Source organism: Kouleothrix sp. (assembly GCF_046328425.1).
Classification (GTDB): domain Bacteria; phylum Chloroflexota; class Chloroflexia; order Chloroflexales; family Roseiflexaceae; genus Kouleothrix.
In genome coordinates this window covers 1-17,748 of the sequence record NZ_JAXLWP010000021.1, presented here as the reverse complement: position 1 = coordinate 17,748, position 17,748 = coordinate 1, and the positions used below count along the sequence as shown (strand labels likewise).

Annotated in this window: 15 protein-coding genes; 6 read left to right on the top strand and 9 right to left on the bottom strand. The window is 68.3% G+C overall.

The annotated features are described in order from the left end of the window. Positions 1-10: 10 nt before the first annotated feature. Together U0177_RS18985 and U0177_RS18980 are read right to left on the bottom strand one after the other, a co-directional pair. A complete protein-coding gene (locus U0177_RS18985) occupies positions 11-679 on the bottom strand; it encodes an RNA polymerase sigma factor (RefSeq protein WP_409572235.1) in 669 nt (222 codons plus the stop codon). Positions 680-808: 129 nt separating this feature from the next. Further along, positions 809-1,504: a Crp/Fnr family transcriptional regulator gene (locus tag U0177_RS18980; RefSeq protein ID WP_409572234.1), complete on the bottom strand. Its 696-nt coding sequence runs from the start codon at positions 1,502-1,504 to the stop codon at positions 809-811. Positions 1,505-1,791: 287 nt separating this feature from the next. Between U0177_RS18980 and mnmE the strand changes: the two genes are divergently transcribed. Together mnmE and U0177_RS18970 are read left to right on the top strand one after the other, a co-directional pair. Beyond that, complete coding sequence (mnmE, locus tag U0177_RS18975) at positions 1,792-3,183, top strand: tRNA uridine-5-carboxymethylaminomethyl(34) synthesis GTPase MnmE (RefSeq protein ID WP_409572233.1); 1,392 nt, start codon at positions 1,792-1,794, stop codon at positions 3,181-3,183. Positions 3,184-3,201: 18 nt separating this feature from the next. Further along, a complete protein-coding gene (locus U0177_RS18970) occupies positions 3,202-4,254 on the top strand; it encodes an STAS domain-containing protein (protein ID WP_409572232.1) in 1,053 nt (350 codons plus the stop codon). 278 nt (positions 4,255-4,532) lie between these two features. On the opposite strand, the gene U0177_RS18965 is transcribed toward U0177_RS18970, so the two are convergent. From U0177_RS18965 to U0177_RS18955, 3 genes are read right to left on the bottom strand one after another with little or no spacing between them, the layout of a single operon-like run. Next, the gene (locus tag U0177_RS18965) at positions 4,533-5,660 is read right to left on the bottom strand and encodes a glycosyltransferase family 4 protein (protein ID WP_409572231.1); all 1,128 of its coding nucleotides are present in this window, start codon (positions 5,658-5,660) and stop codon (positions 4,533-4,535) included. Positions 5,661-5,675: 15 nt separating this feature from the next. Further along, complete coding sequence (locus tag U0177_RS18960; protein ID WP_409572230.1) at positions 5,676-8,090, bottom strand: hypothetical protein; 2,415 nt, start codon at positions 8,088-8,090, stop codon at positions 5,676-5,678. Positions 8,091-8,094: 4 nt separating this feature from the next. Beyond that, positions 8,095-8,979 (bottom strand): class I SAM-dependent methyltransferase, encoded by an 885-nt coding sequence (locus tag U0177_RS18955; RefSeq protein ID WP_409572229.1) that lies wholly within the window; start codon positions 8,977-8,979, stop codon positions 8,095-8,097. 235 nt (positions 8,980-9,214) lie between these two features. Between U0177_RS18955 and U0177_RS18950 the strand changes: the two genes are divergently transcribed. Next, on the top strand, positions 9,215-9,763 hold the full coding sequence (locus U0177_RS18950) for a hypothetical protein (RefSeq protein ID WP_409572228.1): 549 nt from the start codon (positions 9,215-9,217) through the stop codon (positions 9,761-9,763). A gap of 30 nt (positions 9,764-9,793) precedes the next feature. Here the strand turns inward: U0177_RS18950 and U0177_RS18945 are convergent, their stop codons facing one another. Beyond that, on the bottom strand, positions 9,794-10,102 hold the full coding sequence (locus tag U0177_RS18945; RefSeq protein ID WP_409572227.1) for an MGMT family protein: 309 nt from the start codon (positions 10,100-10,102) through the stop codon (positions 9,794-9,796). 28 nt (positions 10,103-10,130) lie between these two features. Then, the gene (locus U0177_RS18940) at positions 10,131-12,071 is read right to left on the bottom strand and encodes a protein kinase domain-containing protein (RefSeq protein WP_409572226.1); all 1,941 of its coding nucleotides are present in this window, start codon (positions 12,069-12,071) and stop codon (positions 10,131-10,133) included. Positions 12,072-12,336: 265 nt separating this feature from the next. On the opposite strand from U0177_RS18940, the gene U0177_RS18935 reads away from it, so the two are divergent. Next, positions 12,337-15,222: a transglycosylase domain-containing protein gene (locus tag U0177_RS18935; protein WP_409572225.1), complete on the top strand. Its 2,886-nt coding sequence runs from the start codon at positions 12,337-12,339 to the stop codon at positions 15,220-15,222. A gap of 104 nt (positions 15,223-15,326) precedes the next feature. Here U0177_RS18935 and U0177_RS18930 read toward each other — a convergent pair whose 3' ends face one another. Then, a complete protein-coding gene (locus U0177_RS18930; RefSeq protein ID WP_409572224.1) occupies positions 15,327-16,061 on the bottom strand; it encodes a metal-dependent hydrolase in 735 nt (244 codons plus the stop codon). A 220-nt stretch (positions 16,062-16,281) separates the two neighbouring features. Between U0177_RS18930 and trxA the strand changes: the two genes are divergently transcribed. Next, positions 16,282-16,611 (top strand): thioredoxin, encoded by a 330-nt coding sequence (trxA, locus tag U0177_RS18925; RefSeq protein WP_409572223.1) that lies wholly within the window; start codon positions 16,282-16,284, stop codon positions 16,609-16,611. 112 nt (positions 16,612-16,723) lie between these two features. After that, positions 16,724-17,020, top strand: coding sequence for a metal-sensitive transcriptional regulator (locus U0177_RS18920; protein ID WP_409572222.1), 297 nt, complete (start codon positions 16,724-16,726; stop codon positions 17,018-17,020). A 66-nt stretch (positions 17,021-17,086) separates the two neighbouring features. Here U0177_RS18920 and U0177_RS18915 read toward each other — a convergent pair. Further along, the coding region (locus U0177_RS18915; RefSeq protein WP_409572221.1) for an SDR family NAD(P)-dependent oxidoreductase at positions 17,087-17,748 on the bottom strand (662 nt) is incomplete at its 5' end.

Genomic DNA, 17,748 nt, shown 5'->3' with positions numbered 1-17,748 from the left:
CGCGCTTACGCTAGCCGTTGGCGAACTGCCGCAGCTCGGCGCTGCGCTGCAGGTGGCTGAGCAGGTGCCGCTTGGCCATGTAGACCTCGTGGATATTGGCGAACAGATCCGGGTGGCGCGCCAGGATCTCGCGCGGCGGCAGCTCGATCAGGAAGTTTTCGACCAGCACCACGCGCTCTTGCGCCGAGTGCGCCGCCTCGATCGCGGTGTGCCATAGCTCGCTGCGCTCCATTCGCTCGAGCACCAGGTCTTCGGGAGTTGCGATGCTGCTGGTCTCGACCCGCTGGTACGCGCGCTCGCGCGCATTTGCCGAGCGGGCCATGTCGATCGACGTGGCCGAGACGCAGGTGCGCAGGTAGCCCAGCAGCGACGAAAGATTAGGAAACTGGGCGAAGCGCTCGGGCGAGAGCGCAGCCCACGCGCGGGCGAACGCGCGGTCGGCAATGTCGTCGCAGTGCTCGTCGGTGGCGCCGCGCGACCCCTCGCGGCTGGCCCACGAAATCAGCATTGGCCGGTAGCGCAGGCTGATCTCTAGCCAGGCCGCCTCGTCGCGCAGCATGATCGCGCGGCGGAAGATCTCGAAGCCGTTGTCGTTCTCGGTGGAGGGCACGCGTGCCGAGCCGGCGCGCTGCTGGTTCGATGGTGCCGTGGCGCCATCTATTGTCTGCGTTGCATACACCGTGCTCACCTCGTTTCCGCTCTGTCGGTTTGGCTATCTCTGCGGTACGAAGCTATTGTAGCGTGGCAGCCCAGCCGCGTCAGCGAATTGCATTACACCGCCAGTGTATTCTTTTTCACACACTGCTGCTCACTGGATCTGGCGCTCGAGCGCGGCGGCATCGTGGATCGTGATGCGGTAATTACGGTCGACCGAAATATACGATCGGCCCTTGAAGCTGGCGATCACCTGGTTCACGCGCTCGCGCGTCGCGCCCACCAAGCTGGCAATGTCGCTCTGGGTCAGCCGGATGGGGATGATGATCTCGCCCTGCTGGTTGGTTTTGCCATACTGCCGGCCGAAGGCCAGCATTTGGCGCGCGACCCGGCCATACACGTCCAGCGCGCACAGCGCCTGGATGCGCTCGTTGGCCAGCCGCAGCCGGTCGGACATAATCCGCAACAGGTTGTAGGTGATCTGCGGCATGGCGCGCAGGCACTCCTGGAAGTTCAGCCGGTCGAGCCACAGCACCGTCGTCTGCTCCTGGGTTACGATGTTCGCCGAGCGGCTGGTGCTGTCGATCACGCTCATCTCGCCTTCGATATCGCCCGGCCCGCCAAATGCGATGATCACGTCGTTGCCATCGGCCTGCGTGACGTAGACTTTGACGGTGCCTTCGAAAATAATGTACACCACCTCGCCGGGCTCCTCGGCGCTGATCAGGTTCGTGCCGGCCGGGAAGGTTTTGCGGCGCAGCAGATCGTTCACGCGCGCGAGCTGCTCGGGCGCCAGGTCGCGGAACAGCGGCATCTCCGCCAGCGTCGCAAGGTTTGAAACAACCGCCATAGTGAGATCCTTCAGTCAGCCTATGGGCTACAAGTATTGCCGATAGGCGTGGTTCAAACCAGCTTTCCAGTTCATCGCTCCAAAGGCGTAGGTGAGCGCTCTACCGCGCCCGTACCGTGCCGCGCCGAAACCACGGAGCTGAGCCACGCCGTGCGGCGAAAAACGGCGGCCACGAAAGAGGATCCTGGCCGGATCCTTCGCGCAGGTTATGTGCTTCACTGCTGTGAACAGTACTATAGCCGAGAACTACGCGATTTTCAAGGCGCGCGCGTGCTATAATCGTGGCGATGCTATACGACGATACTATTGCAGCTATTGCTACGCCACACGGCGAAGGTGGCATCGGCATTGTGCGGCTCAGCGGCCCCGGCGCGCTGCCGATCCTCGAGCGCATGTTTGTGCCGGCGCGGCCTGGCGCCTGGCGCCCGTTTCGCATGCGCTACGGCCAGGTGCAGGCCTCTGGCGGCGCGCGCGTCGACGAGGCGCTGGCGGTGTGGATGCGCGCGCCGCGCAGCTACACCGCCGAGGATGTGGCCGAGATCTCGTGCCACGGCGGGCCGCTGGTGCTGCGGCGCGTGCTGGCGCTGGCGCTGCACTATGGCGCGCGCGCCGCCGAGCCGGGCGAGTTCACGATGCGCGCCTTCGCCAATGGCCGGATCGACCTGGCGCAGGCCGAGGCTACGCTCGATGTGATACAGGCCAAAACCGACACCGCGCTGGCGCTGGCTCAGGCCCAGCTGGGCGGCTGGCTGGCGGCCGAGCTGCGGCCCATCCGCGAGCTGCTGCTCGCGCCGCTGGCGTTCTGCACCGCGCTGGTCGATTTCCCCGAGGACGAGGTCGAGCCTCAGCCGGTGGCCGAGCCGCTTGGCGCCGCGCTGCGCGAGATCGAGCGTCTGCACGCCAGCGCCGGCCAGGGGATCGTCTACCGCCAGGGCGCGCGCGTGGTGCTGGCGGGCCGGCCCAACGCCGGCAAATCGAGCCTGCTGAACGCGCTGCTGCGCGCCGATCGGGCGATCGTCACGCCGATCCCCGGTACCACCCGCGATACACTCGAAGAAACTGCGAACCTGGCCGGCGTGCCGGTGGTGCTGGTCGATACCGCCGGCATTGCCGAGAGCGCCGATCCGGTCGAGCGCCTGGGGGTGGCGCGTAGCCGCGCCGCGCTCGCCGCCGCCGACCTGGCGCTGCTGGTGGTCGACGCCAGCGCGCAAGCTGCGCCCGAAGACGCCGAGATCGCGGCGCTGCTGGCGGCGAAGCCGGCCATTTTGGTGATGAACAAGTGCGACCTACTGAGCGAGGCTGGCCGACAAAACGATGCGAGGCAGGCGTTTGACGCGCTGCTATCGCGCGCCGGCTGCCTGCCCGTCGCGGTTGTCGCTACCTCGGCGCTCAGCGGCGCCGGCCTGGCCGAGCTGGCTCAGGCAATCGCTGCGGCGCTGCTGGGCGGCGCGCCAGCCCACGGCGACCGCATGGTCAGCAACCCGCGCCACCGCGACGCGCTGGCGCGCGCAGCCGGCCACCTGCGCGACGCCATCGCCGGCCACGCGGCGGCTCTCCCGGCCGACCTGCTGGCGGTCGACATGACCGCCGCGCTGGCGGCGATCGGCGAGATCACCGGCGATGGCGTAGACGACGACCTGCTGGCCACGATCTTTAGCAAGTTCTGCATTGGCAAGTAGCCCGCTCGCGGAGGCACTATGAAGCAGCCTGCATCTCCTCCAGCTAGCCCAAGCACGCTCAGCGGCACGCGCACGCAGCGCATGATGACGTTTGTGATCACGCTGGTGCTGCTGAACATGCCGATCTTCGTGATCGGCCTGCTCGACGCGCGATCGTCGCCAGTGACGCTGATCCTCTCGTCAGCTATGTTTCTCTACTACGGGGTGTACTACCTGCTGGTGCGCGCGGGCTACGGCGAGCCGGGCACCTACGCCTGCGTGCTGCTGCTGGCGGTGGTGCTGGGCGCCGGCAGTCACAACGGCGGCGGCTTCATGATGGCCACCAATGCGCTGTACCTGCTGCTGCTGGTAGCGGTGGGGCTGGTGCTCGACAGCGAGCGCGCGCTTGATGTCACGCTGCTGCTGTGCATGCTGTCGTACGGCGCGCTGGTATACGTCGAGCTGGCGGTCGCGCCGCCGCTGGTGTTCGCCACGCTGTACACCACCCACAACCGGCTGGCGGTGTCGTCGGTGGTGCTGGCGCTGCTGATCACCATGGCCGGCGTATGGCGGCTGATGCGCGCAAACCTGGTGATGATGCGCCGGATCACCGGCGAGCTCGAGCAGGCTAGCGCCGCGGCCGACCGCCGGGCTAGCGAGAACGGTGAGCTGGTGGTGCAGGCCCAGGCGAGCAACACGATGCTACGCGCCACCGAGGCGCGGCTGCGCGAAACCGTCGACGCGCTGGCGCTGCCGCTGATACCGCTCGACGAAGGCGTGGCGCTGCTGCCGCTGGTCGGGTATATCGACGAGCGGCGCGCCGAGCGGCTGATGGAGGGATTGCTGGAGGGCATCCACACGCAGCGCGTGCGCGGCGTGGTGATCGACATCACCGGCCTGCGCGATGTTGACGCGCGCGTGGCGGGTACGCTGCTGCGCGCAACAATTGCCGCGCGCCTGCTTGGCACGCGCGTGGTGCTTTCGGGCATTAGCGCCGAGGCCGCCCAGGCGCTGGTGCACCTCGACACCGATATGCGCGCGATCGAGACGGCCGGCAGCCTCAGCCAGGCGCTACGCCAGCTCGCGGCGTAAGGCATTGGGGGCTACGCGCCCTCGCGGCAGAGGGCGGCCGCCCGCCCTCTGCACTCCCGCGCTGGGGCTTTGCTCCAGGCCCCATAATCAATGCCATCGCTCTTGCGACGCCGGTGGTACATGCCTCGTGGCACGGGTACGGGTGTTGGTTGGCCCTGAGGCATGCGCGTACGGCGTTGGTGGTGGCATGGCCTTCTTCCCTGCGGAGGCGCCCACGATGTGCGCCCTACATTGGGTAATGCGCTCCCCCGCTCTGCGCTCCAACGCTCTGCGCTCTGCTATGGCCAAGCGCGCCCCAGCACGCGCTCGTAGCACGCCAGCATCCGGCCGATCACCACATCCCACGTGAACATCGCGTGTGTCCATTCGCGGCCGGCGCGGCCCATGCGCGCGCGCAGCGCCGGGTCGTCCAGCAGCGTGCCGAGCGCGCGGGCCAGCGCTGGTGCGTCGGCGGGCGGCACCACCAGGCCAGTCTCGCCGTCGCGCACCACTTCGGTCAGCCCGCCGGTGCGCGCCGCCACCACCGGGCGCTCGCAGCTCATCGCCTCGCACGCCGCCAGGCAGAAGGTCTCGTGATCGGTGCTGGGGATGGCGAACACGTCGCTGATCGCGTGCAACTGGGGCAGCTCGGTGTGTGGCCGGTTGCCGATGAAGTGCGCGCGCTCGGCGATCCCCAGGCGCCGCGCCTGGGCCTCGAGGCTGGCGCGGTGCGGGCCATCGCCGGCCAGGATCAGCCGCGCCCCCGGCAGCCGCGCCAGCGCATCGAGCAGAAAGTCGAGCCCTTTAAACGTCACCAGCCGGCCGGCGTACAAGATCAGCGGCGCGCCGTCGGGCGCGTAGCGCGCGCGCAGCACCGCGTCGGGCGTGGCCGGCCGGAACAGGTCGGCGTCGAAGCCGTTATACGAGACGTCGATCGGGATCTTGTAGTGCGCCTCGACCATGCGCGCATTGAAGCGGCTGCACGCGAATGCGCCGTCGATGCTGCGGCGGAACAGCACGTCGCCGGGGAAAAAATCAGTGCCGTGCGAGTTGTACACCAGCCGCGCGCCGCGGTAGAAACGCACGTGCGCGCCGATCGGGAAATCGTAGGGCTTCACCACCTGTACAATGTCGAAGCCGCCGCGCATCAGGTCGCCCAGCGCCCAGCCGGCCATCGAGAGCCGCTCCAGCAGCTTCAGCAGGTTCAGCGATTTGCGCAGCGGCGGCACGCGGCCCCAGCTATCGCGCGCCACATACGGGTAGCGCCGCACCGTCACGCCGGGCGGCTCGCGCCGCACCGCGCCCCGGCCGCCGAAGATCGTCACGCGGTGGCCGCGCTCGGCCAGCTTCTGGCCGACATCCCACACAATACTTTCGACGCCGCCGAGCTTGACGGTAGTGGTCAGGTTATAAAGTGCAATGTTCATTTGGTTTGGGCGATGCTACTGGCGGATCGTCGCGACGCGCTCGATCCAGAAGGACAGCGCGGCGGCGAGTGTAAGCGCGTAGCCGGCCGCCACCAGCACGCGCCCGGCCAGGCCGCGCCGCCAGGCCCAGCCGATCACCGGCGCAGACAGCAGCGCCATCGCCGGGATAAAGTAGAAAATCTGCTTGTCGACCATCGCGATGCGGCTGCCGGCGATCGTGAACAGCAGCGCCACCAGCAGCCAGCTGCCGTAGAGCGCCAGCAGGCGCCGGTTGCGCAGCCGCGCCAGCCCCACCAGGCCCAGCGCCAGCGGCGCCCACAGCCCGAACATCACCGGCCGCGCCAGGTAGCCCATGCGCGGGATGTAGTCGGCCAGGTAGTCTAGGAACGGCTGGTGGTTTTGGATCCCGGCCTTTTGCCCGCCGCCATTGCCGAGGAAGTACGGCAGCGTGCGCTCGACGATCAGCGGGATGTACTGGCCGTAGTAGATCAGCGTGGCCAGCAGGAGCGCCGCCAGCGCCGCCAGCGCGATCGCCGCGATCGAGCGGCTTTCGCGCGGGTGGCCGGCCACGAACGCCGGAGCGCCGCCGGGTGCGCTGGCTCCGCGCCGCTCGGCGCGGCGGGCCAGCCACAGCGCGGGCACCAGCAGCGCCAGAAACAGCATCATGAACGCGGCCATCACCGTGTAGATCAGCGTGGTGATCGTCAGCAGCAGCGTGAGGATCGCGAAGGGCCAGGGCCGATCCAGCCGGCGGTAGGCCGCGACGATAAACACCGTCGACACCAGCGTCCACCAGATGCCGAAGGTCGTGGGCAGGTTGCCCCACGAGTGCAGCAGAAATGTTGCCGGCGTCACGGCGTAGAGCAGGCTGGCGAACAGCGAGTCGCGCTCGTTCAGGCCGGCTTTGCGCCCCAGCAGCGCGATCAGCAACACCCGGCTGCAGTCGACGAGCGCGCTGAACATGTGGCCAGCCAGCACCATGGGCAGCGGCAGCAGCAGGAACACGCCGGCGAAGATATGGAACCAGGGCGAGTATGGGATCACCGGCGGGTTCGCGCCCCACTCGGCGGTGGGCATGGTGCGCTTATCCATCGGGTTGCCGGTGCCGTAGAATGTCCAGAACTCGCCGCTGAAGATCCGCCTGGCCCACTGCATCTGCAGCGCCATGTCGATCCCGACGAAGTACGGGTAGAGCATGGCGCCGGCCTTGACCCAGTAGCCCACGAAGAACACCAGCAGCAGGCCGCGCAGCAGCCGGTCGCTCAGCGGCGCGCCGGCGCGGCGGAAGAGCCAGGCCACGCCGCGCTCGAGCGCGAGCAGCAGCAGCACGCTCCAGAGCGCCAGCAGCGCCAGCCGCGGCAGCATGAAAGCGGTTGGGAAGCGTGCCTGCGCCAGCGCCCAGGCCCCGCCCAGCACCACGGCCAGCGCCAGCAGCGCCGCCAGCGCCGGGTTGCGCGTCAGGCGCGCCAGGCACAGCTGCAGGCTCAGCGCGATCACCAGGGCGTAGAGCAGGGCCTTGAGCGGCGGCAGGAACGGCGTGGCGCCGGCCGGCGCCACGCTCACGTCGTAGAGCAGCACGCCGAGGTTGCGCGGGTCTTTGAAGGTGTTCGAGCTGATCTCGAGCGTCAGGTCGCCGTCGGGCACCAGCGCGGCCGGCACCAGCACCGCGATCTGGCGGCGGTCGCCGTCGGGCAGGCTGGCCACTGGCGTGCCATTGGCGCGGATCACCGCGCCGAGCGGCTGCCCGTCGGGGTGGCGCAGCGCGGCGGTCAGCCGCACCACCCAGTCGCCACGGCCGATCGCCGGCAGGCTGATCGTGCTGCTCGCGCTGGTCCAGCGGTAGGTGCGCGCCGGCGCGAGCTTTACCTGCTTCACCCAGCCGGCCGGCGGTATCGGGTCGCCCACCAGCCCCGGCTCGAGCCGCAGCCGCAGCGTATCGGCGGCGCCAAGCTCGGGCGGGATCAGCAGCACCAGCTCGGCTGGGCTGCTGCGCGCGATCCACAGCCGCACGCCATTGGCCGAGAGCGTGTAGTTCTTCAGGCCGTTCGGGTCGAGCCCCTCGGCTGCCACCACAGTGACCTGCCAGGTGCCGCTGCGCCGGCCCGGCACGCTCAGCTCGGCCTGGGTGGGGGGCCAGCTAGCCACTTCATCGGCGCCAATCGGCCCGACCTCGGGGGCGTAGAAGTCGGCCGTTGCGTCTTCGCGGTCGCCGGTGCGCGGCAGAAATGGCCGGTCGAGGTAATCGCCGATGTCGATCGCCACGAACGGCCGGCTGCTATAGGCCGCCAGCAGCGCCAGCGCCGTGGCGAGCGCCAGCAGCAGCGCCGGCAGCCAGGGCGCGGCGCCAAGCCAGGCCAGCGTGGGCGCCAGGCTTGCCGCGCGGCGCGACTCTGGCGTGCCGATTGTTGGTTTTGGGATGGCTCCAGCCAAACTATTACTCCGTCTCGCCGACTTTCACCAGCAGCAGCTCGTAGGTGCCCTGGATGGCGGTGCGGTAGGCCAGGTAGGCGGCGCGCGCCAGCCCCAGCCGCCGCAGCGCATCGCGTGCGCGGCCCTTTAGGCCGGTGGCGCTGCCCTCGCCGCGCCGCACCCGGTCCTCGCGCAGGTCGCCGACGCGGAAGCCATAGCCTGCGGCCAGGCGCCGGAAGCCGGGCATTGTATAATAGTGCATCTCCGAAAGCTTCTGGCGGTCGCTGAAATCGGACTGGCCCTTGCTGCGGCCGCGCCGCGCGATGATCGCCTCGGCCAGCGGGCGCGGCATCCAGTTGAGCAGCGGCAGGTGGTAGTGCGGGTCGCGGTAGGCAAAGCGGTTGATCACCGTCAGCAGCACGCGCCCGCCGGGCTTCAGCACGCGCGCCAGCTCGGCCAGCAGCTGCGCCGGGTTCTGCACGTGCTCGACGACATCCCACGCGATCGCTAGGTCGAAGCTGGCATCGGCAAACGGCAGGTGCTCGCCGGCGCCGTTCATCACCGGCAGATCGGCGTCGTAGCGCGCCGCCCGCAGGCGGATGATCTCGCAGTAGGCGCGATTATATTCGAACGCCAGCGGGTGCGCGCCGGCTAGCGCCAGCGCCACGCTGGTGCCGCCCATGCCGCTGCCTAGGTCGAGAATGCGGCGCCCCGCCAGCCCGCCGCCGTAGCGGTCGATCAGGCGCAGGCGCTCGTGCTGCTGGCGCTCCTGCCAGATCCGGCCCTCGCGCCAGCGCGGGTAGTCGGGCCGCCAGGTCATGTGCGCCAGCCAGTGGTCGATCTTGCTGGTCAGCTCGGCCTCGCGCTGCGCGTCGAGCGCGGGCTCGGGTAGTTGGTTGAGTATGCTCATCGCTTCGTCGCTAGGTCGGCCGAGCGATCGCAAGCGGCGCCTGCCTGCTTGCAACCATTCGAGCGCACACACATTCAAGCCGGCGTCCGGCCCGGCCCCGATTGTAACAGAAACACGGGCGCGCGCAAACCAGCGTTGCGCGCGCCTTGCCGTTGCGCCGCCAGGCTTGTAATTGGGTAATCAGGGAGAGTATACTCAGCTCGCCAGCCGCCGCCAGAGCAATAGGGAGGGTCGCGTGAACACCAGCGAGATCGCCAAGTGGATTCAGGATCGTATGCCGGCCGGGCTGCTGAGCGGCCCTCCCGAGCTGGCAATGTACGATGATGAGGCGGTGGTGTTGCTGCCGGTGGCGCCTGAACCGCACATCGCCGAGGCCGACCCCGAGAGCCGCCGCGCGGCCGAGCTGCGCCAGATCGCCACGCACCGCGAGGAAACTCGGGTGCTGCGCATGCGCCTGGCGCGCGATCTGCAGAAGCAGCTGGGCGTTCCAGTGGCCTGGGGCATGCGTATCGGCGCGAGCCAGGCGCTGTTCACCACCCGCTCGGCCCCGGTGATGACGCGCCTGGGCCGCGCCGAGCGCGATGTGCTCGATACGCTGGTGGCCGCCGGCGTGGCCGATACCCGCAGTTCGGCGCTGGCCTACGCGGTGCGCGCGTTCGCCGCCGAGCACGCCGACTGGCTGGCCGAGGTGCGCGCGGCGATTGCCCAGGTCGATCAGGTGCGCGCGCGCCTGAAGCTTTCGCGCCGCGCCGGCGCGCCAAGCGTGCCCGACGCCGAGGAGTAGACCAGGCGCGCTCGATCGCGCTGCGCTCCGCTATATGCCATCCCAGAGAAACCAATCCAAGTCGACATAACCGCGATCGTCGAATGTCACGCCTTCGGCCTCGAGCAGCTCGCGCTGAAGCGTGGCGTTGAACTCGTTGCTGATGCGCCCGGCGGCGTTGATCACCCGCCACCACGGTACCTCACGGGCGCGATCCGGCCCTAGCCCCGCCAGCGCCCAGCCGACCCCACGCGCACCGCGCGGCACCGCGCTCATCTGCGCGATGCGCCCGTACGTGCTGACTTTGCCGCGCGGGATGCGCCGCACGACCTCGTACACGTCGTCATAGTAGCTTGTCATAAGTGTGCCTGTTTCATGCGCCGGGCGATCATGCTGGGTAAGTTTCGAATGTGCCGTCTTGGTACAGCACATTGATCGCCGGGCCATTGCCGAAGCCCAGGCTGCTGTATACCAAGCGGCCGTTCGCGAAGCGCTGCGTCACGCCCGTGCCGGCGCTCTCGGCTGCGGTTGCCCAGCCGAGCGCGTCGGCGACCGACTGGTTCGCATACCACAGGCGCCCAAACCCGCGCAGCGGCTCGAGCAGCCCGGCGGGCGGGGTTTTGTCGCCGCTGTCGGCGGGGTCGCCCTCGCGCCAGGTGTCTTCAAACGATTGCCAGGTGTTTTTGGTGCTGCTGCCGCTCTCGCGCGCGATCACGTAGATCGTGCCGCCGCCGCTCTGCGGGTCGGCAAGCCACAGCATCGCCCCGCGCTCAAACGGCTCTTCGGCAACTGCGCGCTCCTGGCTGTCTTGCGCTGCGCAGCCCAGCCGCTCGGCCACACTCGGCTGGTTTTCGAGCAGCCTGGCGAACGCGTCACCAGCCGCGATCGGGCAGGGCGGCGCGGTTGGCTCGGGCGTCGGCGTGGGCGGCGCAGTTGGCTCAGGCGTCGGCGTGCTGGTTGGCGCCTGCGTAGCCTGCGGCCGCGTTGGCGCGCTGCTTGGCGGCGGGCTAGGCGCCTGGGTTGGCCCAGCCGTTGCCGGGGCGCTGGTTGCGGTTGGCGCGGCGGCTACGCTGGTTGGGGCCGCGTCGGTGGGCTGCGGCGCGGTGGGCGCGGCCGGCACGGTTGGCGCGAATGTCGCCAGCGCCCTGGTGGGGCCGGGCGGCGTGGGAAGCTGGCTATTTGCGCGCGAGCCGCCCAGCAGCCCGGCGGTGTACAGCCAGCCGCCGCCAACCGCCAGCGCCAGCACAAGCCCGAGCAGCACCCATGCCAGCGGGCTGCCACTGCGGGCAGGCGGGGGCGGCGGTGCCGCGCTGGCGCGGTTGGCCGGCACGGTCGGGCGGGCGTACGGTGGCGCCGCGTCGCCACGGTTTGTCGGTTGCGCGGCGCCGCCGGCCATCTCGCCGACGGCGATGTGCGGCACTACCACGCGCGCATCGCTGGGGCGGCGCAGCGCAGGCGGCGGGGTGGGTAGCTCAAAGCCCGTGGCCGCGCGGAGCGCCCGCGCCAGCTCGCCTGCGCTGGCGTAGCGCTGGCTCGGGTCGCGCGCTAGCGCGCGGCGCAGCACCGCGTCGATCGCTGGCGTGAGCTGCGGGTCGAGCTGCGAGGGCGGCGTGAAAGCGCCGTGCAGGTGGCCCATCAGCACCTCTTCGGTGCTGCCCTCGAACGGCCGCCGCCCGGTGAGCGCGCGGTATATCAGCACCCCCAGCGCGTAAATGTCGGCCCGCCCGTCGACGGTATGGCCGCCGCGGATCTGCTCGGGCGCCATGTACTCGGGCGTGCCGATCAGCACGCCGGTGGCCGTCAGGCCGCGCGCGGTCGCGTCGAGCGATTTGGCGATGCCGAAGTCGGTAAGAATGGCGCGCGCGTGGCTCAGGTCGCTCGCATCGGCGCTCTCGATCAGAATATTGCCCGGCTTGATGTCGCGGTGGACGATCTGGCGGGCGTGCGCGTAGTCGAGCGCGGCGGCCACCTGATCGACAATCGGCAGCAGCTCGGCGGTCGGCAGCGCCCCGCGCAGCCGCAGGGTGTCGGCGAACGATTGCCCGCTGAGCAGCCGCATGGCGATGTACACCAGCCCGTCGCCCTCGCCAACGTCGTAGATCGGCAGGATGTTCGGGTGGTCGAGCCCGGCCGCCAGCACTGCCTCGCGCTGGAAGCGCTCGGTCAAGGCTACGTCGCCGGTGTACTGCGGGTACAGTATCTTGAGCGCGACATCGCGGCGCAGCACGGTGTCGCGCGCGCGGTATACCGCGGCCATGCCGCCGCGGCCCAGCACTTCCACGATCTCGTAGCGGCCCAGCCGCCGGCCTTTTAGGTCTTCAAGACGCATCGCGGTACTCGATATGTCACGGGCGCTGCCGCGCGGCTCATTCTTTTACACAATAGTGCGTCGTTTCGGCAGCACAACGGCAAGAACAAGGCCGCGTGCGTCGATTATAGCATATCAATGCTATCAGCCATGTATCAGCCGTTTGCGGATTGCGCGGGCCTGCGCGCGTGGTAGAATGCGGTATCGGCGCGCGCAGTACTTGCGCGATATCTGTGTGCCTGCCGAGCGCCACGGCGCGCTCCGGGCCGTATACTTAGGGTACTGAATGGCAGAACAACCATATATTCCCGGTGGGCGCTCAGGCCGCCGGCCGCTGGCACGCCGCCGCCTGCCGCCAGGGCTGCTTCGCCCGGCGCCTGCGCCACGCAAAGGCCCGGCCGGCTGGGGCGCGCGCGTCCTGTTTGGCCTAGCCGCGCTGGCCGCGCTGCTGCTGGTCGGCGGCGCGATCACCGCCTACGCCTCGTACGCGCAGCTGGCCAACTCGCTCGAAGGCCGGCTCGATACCCTCCAGAAGCACCAGGGCTTTCAAACCTCGCGCATCTACGATCGGCACGGCACGCTGCTGTATGAATTCTTCGACGCTGGAAAGCGCACGCGGGTTCCACTCAAGCAAATTTCGCCGCTGCTGCGCAACGCCACGATCGCGATCGAAGATAAGACGTTCTTCAAAAACAGCGGCGTCGATTACGAGGGCATCGCCAAAGCGGTCTACCGCGCCGTCAGCGCCGGCGAAGAGCAGGGCGGCGCCTCCACCATCACACAGCAGCTGATCAAGCAGGCCGTGCTTACCGAGGAAGAGAAAGCCCCCGAGAATCGCTACAAGCGCAAGATTACCGAGATCATCCTGGCGCAGGAGCTCTCGCAGCGCTACTCGAAGGACGACATCCTCGAGCTGTATCTGAACGAGATCTACTACGGCAACCTGGCCTATGGCATCGAGGCCGCCTCGAATGTGTATTTCAACAAGCACGCCAGCGAGCTGACGCTGGCCCAGGCGTCGCTGCTGGCTGGCCTGCCGCAGCTGCCCAACGTCTACGATCCGATCAACTACCTCGAAGGCGGCGCGCTGCGCGGCATCCAGCTTGGCGACAGCTGGCTCGCGCCCGATTATACCTTCCCCGACGGCACGCCGCCGCCCAAGAAGCGCCAGGCCGCCGTGCTGACCCAGATGGTCGATGAGGGCTACGTGACCGAGGCCGAGGCGCGCGCGGCCGCAGCCGAGGATCTGCGCTTCTCGAGCCAGGTGGCGCCGATCAACGCGCCGCACTTTGTGTTCTACGTGCGCAAGCTGCTTGAAGAAAGCGAGGAGTACGGGCCGCAGTTCATCAACCAGGGCCTGTCGATCTACACCACGCTCGACCTCGACATGCAGCGCATGGTGCAGCAGAAGGCCGCCGAGCGCATCCGCGACCTGGCCGAGCGCAACATCCATAACGCGGCGGTGGTGGTGATGCAGCCAAACAGCGGCGAGATCCTCTCGATGGTCGGCAGCATCGATTACAACGCGTCGGTGCCGACAAGCACCAAGGGCGAAAAGGGCAATGTGCTCGATGGCCAGGTGAATGTCACGACGCGCGACCGCCAGCCTGGCTCGGCGCTCAAGCCCTTCACGTATCTGTCGGCGATGGACCAGGGCATGACGCCTGAGTCGATCTTGTGGGATGTGCCCACCGAGTTCCCGCCGTTTGGCCCGAACTCGTACAAGCCGCTGAACTACAATGGCAAGTGGAACGGCCCGCTGCGCATCCGCACTGCCCTGGCCAACTCGCTGAACATCCCGGCGGTCAAGGCGCTCAAGTTTGCGGGCATCCAGAATACGCTCGATCTGCTGCACCGCGCCGGCATCAAGGGCCTGCAGAACCCGCCTGGCTACTACGGCCTGGCGCTCACGCTCGGCGGCGGCGAGGTCACGCCGCTCGACCTGACGGCGGCCTACAATACGCTGGCCAGCGGCGGCACCTACTACTCGCCCATGGCCATCCTCAAGATCGTCGATAGCCGCGGCAATGTGCGCGAGTTTCGGCCCGAGCCGCATCCCAATGCGATCAACTCTGACCACGTCGCTATTGTCACCGATATGATGAGCGACGACACCGCGCGCGCGCCGATCTGGGGCCTGAACAGCAAGCTCAAGCTGTCGCGTCCGGCCGCCGTAAAAACCGGTACCTCGAACGACTGGCGCGATGCCTGGACCGTCGGCTTTACCCCGTATGTCACGGTCGGCGTCTGGAGCGGCAACAACAACAACGAGCCAACCGCCAAGGTCGAAAGCCTCACCGGCGGCGGCGTGATCTGGCATAACGTCATGGAAGAGCTGTTTGCTAACGCCAAGTTCGGGCAGGTGCTGTCCGAGCCCTACAACGGCGCGCCGCCGCTCGAGTTCAAGCTGCCGAAAACCGTGGTGCGCAGGCCGCTCTGCGAGATCCCCGGGCCGTTCAATCGCTACTCGCAAGAGCTGTTCTCGCCCGACATGCTCGAGCGTAAAACCAAAGACGAGCCAACCGCCACCGCTGACGCCACTGCCGAGGCTACGGCGGGCGGCGTGCAGAACGGCTGCGCGGCTTTTCGTGAGCTTACGGTTGCCAAGCTCGGCGACGCGCCTGCGCCAGCCGAGGGCGATAGCCCCGACCAGCCGGCGCTTAATAGCGCCAACTACTGCCGCCCCGTCGACGGCGTGGCGATACCCCAGGGCATGCTGACGACCATCCAAACCTGGAATGTGCCGCCGCTCGACCCCGACGAGAAGGTCGAGTACCGCTGGCAGGGCGGCAGCGCCGTCGCGCCCGATCAGATCCCCAATTGCACCGAGGCCATGGTGGCGTCAGTCGCGCCGCCCGGCTCGATCAAGCTGCCCGATCTGCGCGGCTTTGGCGAAAACCAGGCCAAGGAGAAACTGGCCGAGCTGGGCATCACCAACGTCTACGTCGATTATCAATCGCGCGAGCGCATCCCCCAGATCTTCGATAGCACCGCGCCGTACGCGGTGGTGAGCACGCTGCCCGGCCCCGGCGAGTGGGTGCCGCCTGGCAGCACGGTGGTGCTGGGCGTGCGCGCGCCCGACGCGGCTCCGCCAGCCCCTGGCGGCGAGCCGACGCCGGGCGGCGAGCCGGCCGCGCCGCCCACCGAGGTGCCGACCCCGCCCGTGCCATAGCGCTTGCGGCCGCCGCGAGTCGCTTGTGCTGCTCAAACAAGCGAAGGGGCCTGCGCGACGCGCAGGCCCCTTCGCTGTGTGCCAGGCTCGGCGGCGAGAAGCGCCTATGCCACACTCTCGCCCGGAGCGAGCGCGATGACCTCGGTATGCACGCCGAAATCCTGGGCATGCTGGCGCAGCTGGTCGGGCGTGCCCTTCAGCAGCGGAAACGTGCCGAAGTGGCCGGGGATGGCATACTTCGAGCGAATAAGCTTGAGCGCGTAGGCCGCCTGGCGCGGATCCATGGTGAAATGGTCGCCGATCGGCAGGATCGTCAGATCCGGCTGGTACAGGTCGCCGACGATCAGCATATCGTAGGTCACGGCCGTGTCGCCGGTGTGGTAGATCGTGAAGCCGTTCGACATGCGCAGCACGTAGCCAACCGCCTCGCCCAGCGACACCAGCGTGCCGTTATCGTTGTAGGTGCTGCTGTGCTCGGCCTTGGTCATGGTCGCGCGCACGCCGGCTACCTCGACGGTGCCGCCCTTATTGAAGCCTACAATCCGCTCCTCGCCTACGCCCTGCGCCGTCAGCCACGACACGAGGTCGAACATACAGACGATCTTGGCGTCGGTGAGCGTCGCCAGCGATAGCAGGTCGGCGATATGGTCGAAGTGGCCATGGGTGATAAAGATTGCGTCAAGCCCTTCGTTTCGTACACGCTGCTTCCACCCGTCGGGGCAGGCCGGGTTGGTCTCGACCCACGAGTCGATCAGCAAGTTCTTGCCCTCGGGCGTGGTAATGTGGAACGTACCATGGCCGAGCCAGCTGATCGTCGTGTCGCGTCCAATCGATGCCATACACTCCTCCTTTTCAGGGCAACTGCGTCATTCGTGTCTATCGTAGTGTGGAACGAAGCTTGCAAGCAGAGTAGCGATTGTAGCGCACAGTGGCGCGGATAGTATAGCACAGCCGCGCCACAAGGGTTGACAGACGCGCAATCGTGCGTATAATAAGTGCATACCCCCCATGGGTATCGGCCCCTCAGCGGGGGATAGGAACATCTAAGGAGATACACACATGGCCAAGCCAATTACCGTAACTGATGGCGAGTTTGAGCAGAAAGTGATCAACTCCGACGTACCGGTGGTTGTCGATTTCTGGGCGCCGTGGTGCGGGCCCTGCCGCGCGGTGGCGCCGATCCTCGAGGAGCTGGCCGGCGAGTTCGAGGGCCGGCTGACGGTCGCCAAAGTGAACACCGACGAAGAGCAGACGTGGGCCAGCCAGCTTGGCATCATGGCCATTCCGACCATGGTCATGTTCAAGGACGGCCAGGAGGTCGGGCGGGTGCAGGGCGCGCGGCCGAAGTTGATGCTGAAGCAGGAGTTCGAAGCGATCCTTGCGCGCTAGCCCGCGCACGGTGGCCTTAACGTCAGAGGTCGGGCGGCTGCAGGGCACGCGGCCAACGTCGATGCTTCGGCAGGGGCTCGAGCAGCTTCTGGCGTAGTGCGAGGCAAAAGCTATGTCCGAGCCGAAATCACCGCTCGTGTTGAGCGGCCCAATCAGCCCCAGCACGCGCACCGAAGTGCTGCAGCGCCTGCGCCGGATCGAAGGCCAGGTGCGCGGCATCCACAAGATGGTCGAAGATAACCGCGACTGTCGCGATGTGGTGGTGCAGCTGTCGGCGATCAAAGCGTCGATCGCCAGCCTTAATACGCTGGTGGCCGAAACATACGCGCAAGAGTGCCTGTGCAACGCCGAGCAGATCGGCACTTCCGATGTGGCGGGCCTGCTCGATCTGCTGAAGGCCGCGCGCTAGCTATTGCGGCACCACCAAGAACCGGGGGTCGGCTTTGCCATATGGCAGGCGGCTCTCGGTTCTTGGCTATTCACCGCCCTCCCAGCTGAACGACCGCGCCAGCAGCCAGTCGGTCAGGCGCGGCGCCAGCAGGCTCACCGCCGCCGCCAGCCGGTCGCCCGCCGAGACATACGCAACACGCGGCTCGCGTATCGCCGCCCGCACGATCGCCTGGGCCACCTGCTCGGGCGTGGCGGCGCGGCTGCTTACGCGTCGGCGCTCGCGGCCCTGCCCCAGCCGGTGCGCCGCAAACTCGGTCTGGGTGCTGCCCGGCCGCACCAGCGTCACCGCTACGCCGCTGCCGCGCAGCTCGACGCGCAGCGCTTCGGTCAGGCGGTCGAGCGCGGCTTTGGCCGCTGCGTAGCCGCCCAGGTAGGGCAGCGCCCGCAGCCCGACCACCGACGAAACAAAGATCAGCTGGCCGCCGCCGCGCCGCAGATGCGGCAGCGCTGCCTGCGTGAGCGCCAGCGGCCCAAACAGGTTCACCGCCAGCGCCTGCTGCAGATCCTCGGCGCGCATGCCTGCCACCGGCGCGGCTAGCCCCACCCCGGCGTTGCTGATCACAATGTCGAGGCTGCCAAATTCCGCCACTGTCTGCTCGACAAGCCGCCCGACCGCGCCTGCGTCGCTGATGTCGGTGGGCACCACCAGCGGCTGGCCGGGCAGCGCCTCGGCGGTGGCCTGTAGGC